This is a genomic window from Azospirillum picis, assembly GCF_017876115.1.
Taxonomy (GTDB): Bacteria; Pseudomonadota; Alphaproteobacteria; order Azospirillales; family Azospirillaceae; genus Azospirillum; species Azospirillum picis.
The window spans coordinates 80,292-93,046 of record NZ_JAGINO010000011.1 but is presented as its reverse complement, the minus strand read 5'-3'; the positions used below and the strand labels follow the sequence as shown (position 1 = coordinate 93,046).

Sequence of the window (12,755 nt, the reverse complement as noted above, 5' to 3'; positions counted from 1 at the left end):
CGCCGGGCGGCGTCCGGTCAGGCGACCTCGCGCGTGGGGAAACGGGCGAGCGCCTTGCGGTCGATCACGGCGCCGAGGCCCGGAAGGTCGGACAGCTCCAGCCGGCCGTCGCGCACCGCCCGCTCCGGCGGGTTCTCGACGAGATGGACCCAACTGGCTGAGTCCAGGAAGTAGGGGTAGAGTTCCAGCGTCATGATGTTGGGGACCAGCCCGGCCAGCGCCAGCGACGCCGCCGTGCACAGGCTGGAGGCGCAGTTGTGCGGCGCCACCCGGGCGTTGTGGGTCTCGGCCAAGCCGGCGATCTGGATGGCCTCCAGCAGGCCGCCGCAGTTGGCGATGTCCGGCATGACGATCGAGACCGCGCCGGTGTCGAGCAGGTTGCGGAAGCCGGCGCGGCCGTAGACGCGCTCGCCGGCGGCGATCGGGATGCGGGTCAGCCCGGCGACGCGCGGCAGGCCGGACAGGTTGAAGGGGTCGAGCGGCTCCTCGATCCAGGCGATGTCGAGCCCGGCGCAGACGTCGAGGAAGCGCAGCAGCTGGTCGTCGCAGACCCCGCCCGACAGGTCGAGCATCAGGGGCACCTCCGGCCCGACCTCGGCCCGCAGCGCCTTGACCCGCTCCACGGCGCGGCGGAAGCGGCCGTCGTCGACGGCGCGGGCCGGGACGTGGCGGAAGGTGCCGTCGGGCAGCTCGTGGGCGAAGGGATAGGCCTTCAGGCTGCGGTAGCCGTCGGCGAGCGGCCGCGCCGCCGCCTTGGCCCATTTGACCACGTCGTCGTGCTCGTGGTTCCAGCCGTTGGCGTAGACGGGGATCGAGCGCTGCAGCGGCCCGCCGAGCAGCGCGTGCACCGGCAGGCCGAGTGCCTGCCCGCGCAGGTCCCACAGAGCCAGTTCGATGGCGCTGAGGGCGGCGAAGGCGATGGCGCCGCCCCCCTTGGTCCAGAAGGCGTTGTCGTAGAGGTCCTGCCAGATCGCCCGGATGGCGGTGGCGTCGCGGCCGACGATCTCGGCCGCCATGTCCGACAGCATCCCGGCGACCGCCGGCGCGCCGTAGCCGTAGGCGACCCCGGCCTCGCCGAAGCCGCTGACGCCGTCGGCGACGATCTCGACCAGGACGGGCCGCAGCCCGCCCCCCTCGACACTGGTGATCCTGACGCGCTCGATCTTCATCGCCGGCTTCCTCCCTGACCATCTTCCCTGGGGCAGTTTTTCAGGTGTGGGCGGTCACCACGATCTCGATCAGGGTGGTGCCGCCGAGGTCGGCGACGCCGACGGTGGCGCGGGTCGGCAGGCTCTCGGGCGCCAGCCACTCCTTCCACACCGCGTCCATCTGCGGCTTCAACGACAGGTCGGTGACGAAGATGGTGGCGGAGAGCAGCTTGCTCTTGTCGCTGCCGGCCTGGGCGAGGTAGCCGTCGATCTTGGCCAGGATCTCGCGGGTCTGGCCGGCCATGTCGAGGCTCTCGTCGTCGCAGGTGGTGCCGCCGACGAAGACGAGGCCGTTCTTCTCGACGACGCGGTGCATGATGGGCGTGCGCAGGTGGCGGGTCGCCATGGCGGTGTCCTTCGGTGTGGGATTGGAAAGGGTGTTTGGTGTGTTACCGGGCGTCGGCCGGGCTCTCGGACGGCCCCTTGGCCGGCGGCTCGCCGGTGACGGCGCTCACCGCGTCCGGCGGGACCGGGAGGGCGGCGAGTTCGGACAGGCGCAGCGGCTTGACCGGGCTGCGCAGGCGGTAGGTGCCGATCGCCGACGGGTCGACGCCGCGCTCCTCGGCCATGATCTCGGTGACGGTCTGGGCGCAGAGCCGGCCCTGGCACGGCCCCATGCCGCAGCGCAGGAAGGTCTTGAGCTGGTTCGGCCCCGGCACGCCGAGCGCCACCGTCTTGCGCAGGGTGCCGGCCGTCACCTCCTCGCAGCGGCAGACGATGGTGGCGGGGTCGCGCGGCGCCCGGAAGGCCGCCGCCGGCTGGTAGAGCCGGTCGAGGAAGGCGCGGCCGCGGCGCCAGCGCGCCCGCTCGCGCCGCAGCGACTCCAGCGCGCGACGGCAATCGGCGTCCGCGAGGCGGCCGAGGTCGGCCAGTGCCGCCAGCGCGGCGATCCGCCCGGCCACCGCGGCATGCGGCGCCCCGCCGATCCCGGCGCCGTCGCCGGCGACCAGGATGCCAGCCACGGAGCTGCGCCCCACATCGTCGGTCGCCGGCTGGAAGGCGCGCTGGACGGCGTTCCATTCGATGCGGCAGCCGGCGGCGGCGGCGAGGTGGGTCGAGGGGATGACGCCCTGGTGCAGCAGCACGCAATCAGCGTCGATGCTGGCGGCAGCGATGTTGCCGGCGCGGCCGCGCTGGCGGTAGAGGACATGCTCGGCGCGGCCGTCGCCCTCGATCGCCAGGGACTCGATGCCGCCATGGACGGGAACGCGGCGGCGCACCTGCGCCAGCAGCGACAGCCCCTTGGCGACGTAGGGCGAGCGCAGGAAGTCCGGCAGCGCGCGCAGAGCGGCGAGGCGCTGGCCGGGGTCGGCGGTGTCGAGGATGGCGGCGATCTCCGCCCCCGCCCGCAGAAGCTGCCAGGCCAGCAGGTAGAGCAGCGGCCCGCAGCCGGCGAGCACGATGCGGCCGGCCGGCACGGCATCGGCCGACTTCAGGGCGATCTGCGCCGCGCCGGCCGTCATCACGCCGGGCAGCGTCCAGCCCGGCACCGGCATCGGCCGCTCCATGGCGCCGCTCGCCAGGATGACGGCACCGGCCGCGATGCGGCGTGCGGCACCGCCGAGGCTGACGCCGACGAGGGGGGGCTCATGTCCTTTCCCTGCCCCGCCCTCCCCTGCCCCGCAGGGCTCCACTCCCCAGACGGTGGCGCCGGGGGCGTAGGCGGCGGGGCTGGCGGCGAAGGCGTCGGCGAGCGGCAGGCCGGCCCAGTAGTCGGCGCCGAGGCAATCGTCCGGCCGCCGTGGGCGACGGGTGACGGCACGGTAGATCTGGCCGCCGGGCGACGGGTTCTCGTCGAGCAGCAGCACGCTGCCGCCCGAGGCGGCGAGGCGGCCGGACGCCTCGACCGCCGCCGACAGGCCGGCCGGCCCGGCGCCGACGACGACCACGTCGTAGCGGTCGGCGAGATCGGCGGCGTGAGTGATCGGGCCGGCAATGTCGCGCGACGCGGCGGCGGCGGTCATTCCGCGCCCTCCAGCCGGCGGCGGCCCTGCTGGCTGCGGACCTCCATGCCCTCGCGAACCTCGGTCAGGCAGCTCTGGCGGTTCTGCACGCCGTCGATGGTGACCAGGCAGTCGAAGCAGACGCCCATCAGGCAGTAGGGGGCGCGCGGCTCGCCGCCGACCACGCTGCGGCGGACCTCGCGCACGCCGGCGGCGAGCAGGGCCGCCGCCACCGTGTCGCCGGCCGCCGCGGTGAGCGGCCGGCCGTCGAAGGTGAAGCGCACCGGCTCGGCCGGTTCATGCAGACGGCGGAACATCGAACCTCCGGGACGCGAAGACGGCGAGGTCGGGCGCCAGCGCCCCGGCGGCGATCTGCGGCGCCACGGTCAGGGCATGGGCGGCGGCCAGCGTGACGCCGGAATGGCAGGCGACGGCGAAGGCGCCGGGATGGCGCGCCGACTGTTCGTAGACCGGCAGCCCGTCCAGCGTCTTGACGCGGAAGCCGGCCCAGCTCCGCACGACGTTGACGTCGGCCAGCCGGGGAAAGACGCGGATCGCCCGCTGCGCCAGCACGGCGCTGATGTCGGCCCGCGCGGCGATGGAGTCGGTGCCCGTCTCCTCGCTGTCGCCGATCATCACCCCGCCCTCGTCGGTCTGGCGGATGGTGGCGGAGGCGTAGTCGAAGAAGGGCTCGCACTTCTCGGTCACCAGCACCTGGCCCTTGCTGCGGGTCAGCGGCACCCGCAGTCCGACCATCGGCGCCAGCGCCTCGGCGCCGGTGCCGGCGGCGATCACCACCCGCGGCACCACCAGATCGCCCCAGGGGCCGAACAGGCGGAAACCGGCGTGCAGCGGCTCGATCCGCTCGACCCGGTGATGGGCGCGGTAGCCGGCACCCAGCGCCGGCAGCGCCGCATGCAGGGCGCGCAGCAGGCGCAGGGAGTTCACATGCCCGTCGGCGGGCGAATAGATGGCGCCGACGACCTCCGGCCCGACCGCCGGCAGGCGGTCGCGCAGTTCGTTGTGGCTCAGCACCTCGTAAGGGGCGGCGGCCCCGGCGGTCTCCGCCGCCACCCGCTCCATCTCGTCGCGGTAGCGGTCGAGTTCGCCCTGCGACAGGGCGAAGCTGAAGGCGCCGCGCTGGTTGAGCGAGACGTCGATGCCGGTCGTCTCGCGCAGCAGGGCGGCCAGTTGCGGCCAGCCCTCGGCCGACGCCTTGCTCCACAGGGCATAGTGCGGCGCGCCGACCCCCTTGCCCTGCACCCAGACCAGCGCGAAGTTGGCCCGTGAGGCCCGCAGGTCGAGATCCTCGCCGTCCAGCACAAGCGGCCGCAGGCCGCTGCGGCACAGGCCGAGCGCGATGGACGCGCCGACCAGTCCGCCGCCGACGACGGCGACGTCCCAATCGCCGCGCAGGGGGGCGGGCCGGTCGCCGGCTGCTGCTGCTGCCGCTGCCGCTGCCGCTGCCGCCCCCGCTGTCGCCATATCCGCCGTCGCCGCTGGCTTCGTCATGACCGCGTCCGCTCCGTCCGCCGCCGCGCCGTTACGGGCGCGGGCTGACGTCGACCTTGAACCACTTCATCGACAGCGCGCGCACCGAGCCGTCGGCGATGGCGGCGGTGACCGCGGTGTCGAGCTTGGCCTTCAACTCGCTGTCGTCCTTGCGCAGGCCGGCGGCGATCACGCCGAAGACGCCGCCGGAGAACAGCGGGCCGGACATCACAGCACCCTTCATGTCGGGCTTTTCCAGCGCCGCGGCCAGCACCGTGGCGTTGGCGAGCACGGAATCGAGCCGGCCGTTCATCAGGTCGAAGTTGTGCTCCTCGGTGGAGCGGTATTCCTTCAGGTCGACGCCGTCCTTGAAATAGGTCTCCATGAAGGTCGAGGCGGTGGTGGAGCCCTGGACGCCAGTCGACTTGCCCTTCAGCAGCTTGGCGATCTCGGCGATGCGGACCTTGGCCTCGGCCTCCTGGCTGTCGAGCGAATAGGTCTCGCCGGTGCCGGGCATGTTGGCGAGCGGGCCGTTGGCCAGCACGGCGAAGCCGTTGATGCCGGCGGCATAGGGCTTGGAGAAGCCGATCGCTTCCAGGCGCTTCGGCGTCACGCTCATCGCCGCCATGATGGCGTCGTACTTGCCGGCCAGCAGGCCGGGGATGATGCCGTCCCAATCCTGGGCGACGATCTCGCACTTGGTGCCCATGCGCTCGCACAGCAGCTTCGCCAGGTCGATCTCGAAGCCCTGCAGCGACCCGTCGGGGGCGGCGAAGTTCCACGGGGCATAGGCGCCCTCGGTGGCGATGCGCACCGTGCGATCGGCCGCCTCGGCCGCCGGCAGGGAGAAGGCGAAGGCGGTGACGGCCAGCACCGTCGTCGCGATGATCCTTTTCAGCGTCATGAAACCCACCTCTGTTCCGTCGTTATGGTTTTGTCGTTGCGAATGCGCGCCGGTGCGCGTTGCGGATGCACGCCGGTGCGGATGCCGTGCCGGGCGCCTGGTTCGGGCGGGAAACCGGCACGCGCCCGGGCGTCGCCAGACGCAGCCCGGCCGAGATTCCGCGGATGCGCCGGGCGCCCGGACCCTTGGCCGCGAAGGGCGCCGCCTCGTCCTTTTTCGATACATCCCTTTTCCTTGACCGCATCATCCCCATCGCCTAGCCATGAGGTCAAATGCGTAATCGCCGGTCGAGAATAAGCAGATGTTATGGAGGCGGCGGTGAACCTGCGGCAGGTCGAGGCGTTCCGCGCGGTGATGCTGACCGGCCGGGTGACCGCGGCGGCGGAGCTGCTGGCGATCACCCAACCGGCGGTCAGCCGACTGATCCGTGACTTCGAGCATGCCACCCGCCTGCACCTGTTCGAGCGACGCGGCAACCAGATCATCCCGACGCAGGAGGCGGTCACGCTGATGAAGGAGGTGACGCGCTCCTTCGTCGGGCTGGGGCGCATTGCCATGGTGGCGGAGGAGATCAGCCGCCATTCCGCCGGCACCCTGCGCATCGCGGCGATGCCGGCGCTGAGCAACGGCATCCTGCCGCGCTTCCTCGCCCGCTTCCTGCGCGACAAGGATACGCTGCACGCGGCGCTGAACGGCCTACCCTCCTCAATGGTGATCGAGGCGGTGGCGGCGGGTCAGGCCGACGTCGGCTTCGCCGACGGGCCGCTCGACCGGCCGGGCTTCCTGATCGAGAGCCGCCCGCTGGCCGCGGTGGTGGCGATCCCGGCCGGCCACCCGCTGGCGGGCCGGCCGGTGATCCAGCCCGCCGATCTTGCGGGGGAGAAGATGATCACGCTGGAACCCGGCACCATCTTCGCGTCCCGCGTCGAGGTGGCACTGGCCGGCGTGCCGCGGCGGGCGACGCTGGAAACCCGTCTATCGCATACGGCGCTGACGCTGGTGAGCGAGGGGGCCGGGATCGCCATCATCGACCCGACCGCGGCCCGCGAGTTCGAGGGGCGCGGGCTGGTCACCCGGCCGTTCGGGACCTTTATCGATGCGAGCTTTCTGGTGATCCGGCCGCCGGGACAGGGGCAGTCAGTGATCGTGGACCGGTTCGTGCGGGAGTTTTGGGAGTTTCATGACCGAGAGGTGCCGGGGGGAAGGGGGGCAGCACAGAATCTCCCGTAACTTGCCGCTGACTACATAGCACCAGCCTTCACTGGCAGCGCCTCATAAACATCACATGAAGAGTACTCTCACTAATATTCTGTCAGCGCCAACCGAACAAAATACTGATTTCCATCCTGCATTCTACAATTCTGGGTAGGATTTCCTCAATATCGCTACCAAACGACGAAACATCTCTACAGGAACAGCATTACCTATCTGTTCAGCGATTTCCGAACGATTGCCCGCAAATTGGTACCAGTCTGGAAAAGTTTGCAGGCGCGCGGCTTCACGTAACGTAATTGCACGATCATCACGAGGATGTGCGTAACGTCCCCTAGTCACATCGGTGCATCCAGTAGTCAATGTCGGAGCAACACTATCCCACCGCATGCGCCCATAAACATCACAAAAATCCCCTTTATTTCGATTTCGATGACATTCAAGCTGCAGCTCAGGTGGCAAGCTGTCACGACTGCCGCCGTCCTGCGGGATAGCAGCCAATCGCCTGAGCGTGATCTCATGGTGGGCACGACTAGTGTGCAAAAGATCGTGAGGATCTCTTTCTCCCGACGAAAGAGGTCGCAAATCTGCCAAAGCATCACGTACAGTTACGCGTTCAGCACCTTGCGCCGGTACCACAAAGTCTTTAATTCTACCTGGCGCACGTATAGCTGCCACAATGCATCGGACACGCCGCTGAGGCACACCGAAATCTGCAGCATCAACTCGCTGTGGATTTCCTAAGATATATCCTGCCGAGGCAAGAGAGCGTTTAAGCCGCTGAAATATGGCGCTGGCGACAATTCCTGGCACATTCTCATAAATGATGAGCTGCGGCTTCAGTGCCCTTGCTAAACGGACAGATTCGAGAATCAAAGGGGCCCGTGTATCCGAGGCTCCTCGCCTACGGTTTTGTGAGCTAAAAGGTTGACAGGGAGCACAAACAGCCATCAACTTCAACTTCTTACCCTTAGGGATTGCAACTAAAAGCTCCGACGGCTGAAGAGAGCGAATGTCTTTTTTCCTAAATAGAACCTCTGGATGATTCTTTCTATAAGTAACGCCACAGATTCGGTTCATATCGACTGCAGCGACAACACGATATCCATCTTCCTTCATCGCCGTGGTGACCGCTCCAGAGCCACAGAAAAGATCAATAGCAATAGGCCTGTTCAGCGAGTCTCCGCCAGTTAAAGCTCTTGTCCTCGATTTCAAGAAGTTAGCGCTCATCATTTTTACCGCTCAATCGCAACCACTCGGAACCATTTAAGGCTACACGATTAAACTGCCCAACAAGCTGGGTGGTAAAGTTTTGCGCCTCCAAGGGGCGCAACTCAGCTACAAATTCCCAAAACTCCTTGCGCTCCTTGGTCCAAAATCCTCGCTTCCCACCATTCATCTCCGTTTTTACGACCATCGCAGTTGTGTCAACCTCAAACTCAATAAGACTCATATTTTTTGGACGCCGATCAACCAGAAGAAAAATGTTATTTTCATTTACATGAACAACAAGATCAAAGCAGTTATTGTTCACTGTCATTTTGCAGAACGGAAAGGCCGTCGGGTTGGACAATCGGACCGCGTCACACCCTGGTTGCATACAAAGGAGATATGTTTCCGTAATAGAGTTATCCACGCCCTTGGTTTCTTTCCGCACAATAACGCCTCCGGTCAAAATAATCGGATCTTTACCGGATTTGCGTACTCCATCGGACTCCCGAGTGAATGACGTCAATCTCGCAAACTTAACCAACGCCGAATCAGCCACCACATCATTTTCAAAAAATTGCCTTTTCAGCTTTTTTATGTTAACCGATTTTAGATTTAATACGCCGCTGTTCAATCCAACTTGGGTCAAACGCTGAAGTGATGCCCCGTCAGCTTGTATATATTTGGGTTTTCCGTTAGGCTTATGCACAATATTCTTGTAGCTGTCCTCCTCACTGTATTCCTTAACCACTACCTGCTCAGGAATTGTTCGCGGTTTAATTGCGTGTATGCAAGACTCCGCCCCAAGAACTTCTCTTCCTATCTCGCGATCAGTAATAGAGGTAACAAACTCCGAAGCAAGTAACCACACCATCATTTCTTCGGCATCAGTTGGAGAGCCGATACCAGCACGCTGGGCAAGATAGGCCCCATCAAGATCTTCGGAAAAAACCGAGAGTAGGTGGTGTGTGTCATCGCGAACAGCGCCAATGCTCTTTAAAGAAAAAGCCTGAAGAATTCCCTGTGTTAGAATGCTAAACTGATCTAATACGAACTGAGGAAGATCATCCCAAGCTATAGGGCGAGCGGCAGGACCGACTTGCTCAACCTTCGGGCCCTTGGCAGGTTTGTTGGCAAATGTGATCATGATATTATTGCCGCACAGACTGCGCTCATCATCTATAGTTCTAAATTTGCTGAATCCGTGAGCAATAAGATGCTTATTTAAATTTTCACACTGTTCATTCAGTGGCCTTTCGCCAGTATATACAACTATAAGGCGCAGTCGCCCGCCAGCATTTTGGTCATCGTTTAACAGTCGGACAATCAACTCCTTCGCAGGTGTGGTATCGCCTACACGCAACTGCCAATCTAAGATCGTAACATCAACGTGTTTAGCAGCAGAAAACGCAGTTTCGACAATATCTGTGTCACTATCAGAAGGAAAATAAAACCCGCAGGTTATTCTACGACCGGCAAAAGCATTCGTTACAGGCTTCACATTGAGTTGATGAGGATACGTTGTGATAGGGCGTCTTGCTTCAACATAGGTGGTACCACCCTCTGCAGGAGTCTCCAATCTGGCTGATCCTCCAGACCGATAGGCAGCTGAATGCGCTGTCCGAGAGGATCCTTCAACTATGTCTGAACTCTGTTCGGTTAGCGGTTCGTTATCAATCAAAATGGCGGTACGCACAAAAGCTTCAACTGCATCCCGGCGCAGTTCCTGTAACGACTTAAATGTGCGGGTCATTTTACATTTTCCTCAGTCATATTGGCGTTAGGCGCAATACGGAAGATCGGATGGTTCTGTGCCCCCGGATTTAGAAGCTCCAGATCACATCCTATTTTTTGCAAGGCATCGCGGGATATAGCCAACCCCATACCTCTTCCACCAGGTTTTGTGCTTACACCGAAATCAAAGATGCGTTCAGCCATTCTTAAAGGAATTCCTGGTCCATTGTTTGAGAATAGCCACCCTACTTCATCCGCATCCAAAATTATCCGCCTATCATCATCATTGCTCAAGGTTGCCCAATAAAGAGCATTATCCACTATGTTCAGAGAGGCGCCCAGAATTGTAGATAAAAATCCCTCTAACGATTTTGTACGGAAACTGTCGGTCACCTCTAAGTTTATGTGAGATTCGTGCATTCTTGAAGCCAGTGCTTCCAACAGGTATTTTTCAATAAAGGCCCCTTTCACAGATGCTTTTTTCCTATATCGGCGTCGGCTCAACGGGGCGAAAAGACCAAGATAATTATCCAGCTCATCGAAATAAGATACTAGATCGTCATAGATAACCTTTAATGCTGGAGTGCCGTCCGACCATGGTTTGAGACGGCGGACACTATTCCGCAGGCCATCTGCAACATTAGAAAACTCATGGCCGACAATGCCAATTGCCGAACCCGCCTGAGCCAAATCAGTATACAGGTCAAGGCGGTCTTGCAACTCGATAGCACGACGCTCAAGAGCGGCGGCGGTTTCTTCCAGATCATTGCGCTCAACAATCGCCGAGGCAACACCGGTAAGCTGGTCCCTCATGCCTTCGAGTAAAACTCGTCCCTGGTTAAGACGGTTAGCAATGGCTTGCTCCAGATCACGTTGCCGACTGTAAGCCTCAATGTCATCAAGTCGATCAAGATTCATTCTCCCAAGATCAATAAGTATTTCCTCAGTATACCTCTGAAATTTATTAACCTCATCACGCATTACTTCACGCACCGCCTGCTCAACACGCATCATAGCCTGTTCTGCTTCGCGCCTCAGGCGCCTCACTTCGCTTAAAGACTCTGCCTTTTCTCGTTCTAATGTTGCCCTAGCCTGCTTTTGTCGTTCAACCCCAAACCCTCGAGCGGTTCGGAAATTTGCAGCGGTCTGAACCAAATGGATCCGTACAGGCTCGAATAACGTGGCACGAATATTGATCATTGCCTGATCATAAGCTTTCCAAGCAGCTTCCATAGAGCGAGCTAACGCGATGCCGCGTGGCCGCACCAGAGCCATGCCGCTTTCGAGTGCTTGCAGCTTACCAAGAAACTCAGCCTCAATATCAAGTAAGCGAGTAGCCGCAATATCAGGCTCGATAGAATCTAAAAAACTCAACCGTTCATCAAACTCTAACTTCAATCTATTAACTTTATCCGCAGGCTCGCCACGCTCAATTGCGTCGAGCTGCCTGCCTAATATAATAGCAAATTTTTTCTTCCTCTCACGACTTGAGGCTTCTCGCTGCTTAAGACGATCTGCATCCTCAACACGCCTTTGGCGCTCCAGACGAAAATCTTCACCTAAATCTGATGTGGGCCTGAAGTAATCTATAGCGAGTTGCTTAAAGAAGTTTTCTAGAATGTCACGAAACTGACGGTAAGCCTTGTTTTCACGAAAGCCCTCACGCCCTGCCTTCTCAACCAATGCACTATTTTCGCCATGTGTGATATCAATCCAGCCAAGCATTCGCCGGTAGGAAAAGAACCAATCTGTCGCCTTAAGCGTTCTTCTTTGCTCAATGTTTAGAAAGTCATAGTCAGAATTCCCGTATGGTAACACGCGAATGCCGTCACGATATATATAAAGCCCGCCAAAACGTTGCAGCTTTGCGAACATCACGCCATGTTCGTCCCGTGGTAAACGGCTCTCATCAGCTAGCCCCATGAGATAGCCGAGTCTCAGGCGGAAAGGTCCACAGTCCGTCTCACGCCCCCCGGATTGGGGCCAGCTCAGTGCGTAGTGCTGCTTTTCCCCTCTATAGAGCTGAATAGTGCCGGTGAAATTGCCAAACTCATCGAATCGACCTTCAAAATGATGATCTACAGATTCGAACTCCTCCAAACTAAAAAAACTCTTCTTACCGATTAACTCTTCAACTACTCCGTCTTCACGGTGATCTCGAAATTCCGCAGAGAACTCAACGTTGTCTTCTGCCAATGTATTGCCGAATCCCAGGAGCAATCGCTGAAAAGGTGATGACCCAGCATAGCCGGTCACGTCAATGTCAGCATTGAGAATCGGGTCGACCGGGACAATTACGAAATGAGTACCGTGCCCATTTCGTCGCAAGCTTAGATCAGAGCGGCCGTCACGAGTAGCCGCAGCAGCGAGCCAATCCGCCATACTGACAGGATCCACTTCGCTCATAGCCTGCAGCGCGTCTGTGAGAGCTCTCTGATACTGAGTTGGAACAAGTTTGTTGATACTAACAGCTACCTTCGCCACCAAACTCTCAATGACACCGCGTCCAGGAAGGGTACCGCCAGGCAAAGAGACGATGGGAATATCGATTTCACCTAGGTCTATACCCGGAATCTCGAATAAACCCCAGTGAACTAGGGCTACAGTAATCTCATCAAGTTGAGACGCCTTCGGATCGCACCGTGTCAGCACCAAAACCAACGGTCCTATGGCGGCGACAGCCAACCGGCCAATCCCCTTTTCCCCAAGTATTTTTCGTATTTTAAGGCCACGAGGCCCCACCGTCAGAGAGGCTTCATCAATTCGGTTTGCGTTAACCTTACTATCAGTTCCTAGAGTCAACCATTTTTGCTCAAAGTCGAGCCTACTCATGCCATCGCCGTCATCCCGCAGAATCAGCTGCCTGTCAGCCCGAAAGTAGTCTACCTCAACACGACGGGCATAAGCATCGTGAGCGTTCTTGAAAAGTTCATGCAAGGCTGTCGGAATGCCAGCAATCTGCTGGCGTCCAAGCATATCAACAGCTCGTGCTCTCACCCAAAATTTGGCCATAAAGCTCTGAATCCTGCTATATATACGTCCGAGTTATAGCAT

General features: G+C 61.0%; 10 protein-coding genes. 1 reads left to right on the top strand and 9 read right to left on the bottom strand.

Features of this window, described 5'->3' with window-relative positions:
• Window positions 1-17: 17 nt before the first annotated feature.
• From J2850_RS16255 to J2850_RS16230, 6 genes are read right to left on the bottom strand one after another with little or no spacing between them, the layout of a single operon-like run.
• A complete protein-coding gene (locus J2850_RS16255) occupies window positions 18-1,169 on the bottom strand; it encodes a mandelate racemase/muconate lactonizing enzyme family protein (RefSeq protein ID WP_209983481.1) in 1,152 nt (383 codons plus the stop codon).
• Between the two features lie 40 nt (window positions 1,170-1,209).
• Window positions 1,210-1,554, bottom strand: coding sequence for a RidA family protein (locus J2850_RS16250; protein ID WP_209983480.1), 345 nt, complete (start codon window positions 1,552-1,554; stop codon window positions 1,210-1,212).
• A 43-nt stretch (window positions 1,555-1,597) separates the two neighbouring features.
• A complete protein-coding gene (locus tag J2850_RS16245; RefSeq protein ID WP_209983478.1) occupies window positions 1,598-3,172 on the bottom strand; it encodes an NAD(P)/FAD-dependent oxidoreductase in 1,575 nt (524 codons plus the stop codon).
• Window positions 3,169-3,468, bottom strand: a complete 300-nt coding sequence (locus J2850_RS16240; RefSeq protein WP_209983476.1) for a (2Fe-2S)-binding protein — start codon at window positions 3,466-3,468, stop codon at window positions 3,169-3,171. Before J2850_RS16240 ends, J2850_RS16245 begins: the two co-directional genes overlap by 4 nt.
• A complete protein-coding gene (locus J2850_RS16235) occupies window positions 3,449-4,663 on the bottom strand; it encodes an NAD(P)/FAD-dependent oxidoreductase (RefSeq protein ID WP_246513124.1) in 1,215 nt (404 codons plus the stop codon). The genes J2850_RS16240 and J2850_RS16235 overlap by 20 nt, the downstream gene beginning before the upstream one ends.
• 31 nt (window positions 4,664-4,694) lie before the next feature.
• Window positions 4,695-5,546: a transporter substrate-binding domain-containing protein gene (locus tag J2850_RS16230; protein WP_209983474.1), complete on the bottom strand. Its 852-nt coding sequence runs from the start codon at window positions 5,544-5,546 to the stop codon at window positions 4,695-4,697.
• A gap of 318 nt (window positions 5,547-5,864) precedes the next feature.
• Here J2850_RS16230 and J2850_RS16225 point away from each other — a divergent pair, with 318 nt between their 5' ends.
• On the top strand, window positions 5,865-6,776 hold the full coding sequence (locus tag J2850_RS16225) for a LysR family transcriptional regulator (protein ID WP_209983473.1): 912 nt from the start codon (window positions 5,865-5,867) through the stop codon (window positions 6,774-6,776).
• Between the two features lie 123 nt (window positions 6,777-6,899).
• Here J2850_RS16225 and J2850_RS16220 read toward each other — a convergent pair whose 3' ends face one another.
• Genes J2850_RS16220 through J2850_RS16210 form a run of 3 tightly spaced genes read right to left on the bottom strand, consistent with a single transcriptional unit; the run spans window position 6,900 to window position 12,713 of the window.
• Window positions 6,900-7,991 carry a DNA cytosine methyltransferase gene (locus J2850_RS16220; RefSeq protein ID WP_209983470.1) on the bottom strand — a complete coding sequence of 364 codons (1,092 nt, stop codon included), beginning with the start codon at window positions 7,989-7,991 and terminating at the stop codon, window positions 6,900-6,902.
• Window positions 7,978-9,720, bottom strand: a complete 1,743-nt coding sequence (locus tag J2850_RS16215) for a response regulator receiver domain (RefSeq protein WP_209983468.1) — start codon at window positions 9,718-9,720, stop codon at window positions 7,978-7,980. Before J2850_RS16215 ends, J2850_RS16220 begins: the two co-directional genes overlap by 14 nt.
• Window positions 9,717-12,713, bottom strand: coding sequence for an ATP-binding protein (locus J2850_RS16210; RefSeq protein ID WP_209983467.1), 2,997 nt, complete (start codon window positions 12,711-12,713; stop codon window positions 9,717-9,719). The genes J2850_RS16215 and J2850_RS16210 overlap by 4 nt, the downstream gene beginning before the upstream one ends.
• Between the last annotated feature and the right edge of the window lie 42 nt (window positions 12,714-12,755).

Bases quoted from the DNA above. Each gene is read 5' to 3' on its own strand.
- J2850_RS16255 (WP_209983481.1), bottom strand. From the start codon at position 1,169: ATGAAGATCGAGCGCGTCAGGATCACCAGTGTCGAGGGGGGCGGGCTG.
- J2850_RS16210 (WP_209983467.1), bottom strand. From the start codon at position 12,713: ATGGCCAAATTTTGGGTGAGAGCACGAGCTGTTGATATGCTTGGACGC.
- J2850_RS16230 (WP_209983474.1), bottom strand. From the start codon at position 5,546: ATGACGCTGAAAAGGATCATCGCGACGACGGTGCTGGCCGTCACCGCC.
- J2850_RS16235 (WP_246513124.1), bottom strand. From the start codon at position 4,663: ATGACGAAGCCAGCGGCGACGGCGGATATGGCGACAGCGGGGGCGGCA.
- J2850_RS16220 (WP_209983470.1), bottom strand. From the start codon at position 7,991: ATGATGAGCGCTAACTTCTTGAAATCGAGGACAAGAGCTTTAACTGGC.
- J2850_RS16250 (WP_209983480.1), bottom strand. From the start codon at position 1,554: ATGGCGACCCGCCACCTGCGCACGCCCATCATGCACCGCGTCGTCGAG.
- J2850_RS16215 (WP_209983468.1), bottom strand. From the start codon at position 9,720: ATGACCCGCACATTTAAGTCGTTACAGGAACTGCGCCGGGATGCAGTT.
- J2850_RS16245 (WP_209983478.1), bottom strand. From the start codon at position 3,172: ATGACCGCCGCCGCCGCGTCGCGCGACATTGCCGGCCCGATCACTCAC.
- J2850_RS16240 (WP_209983476.1), bottom strand. From the start codon at position 3,468: ATGTTCCGCCGTCTGCATGAACCGGCCGAGCCGGTGCGCTTCACCTTC.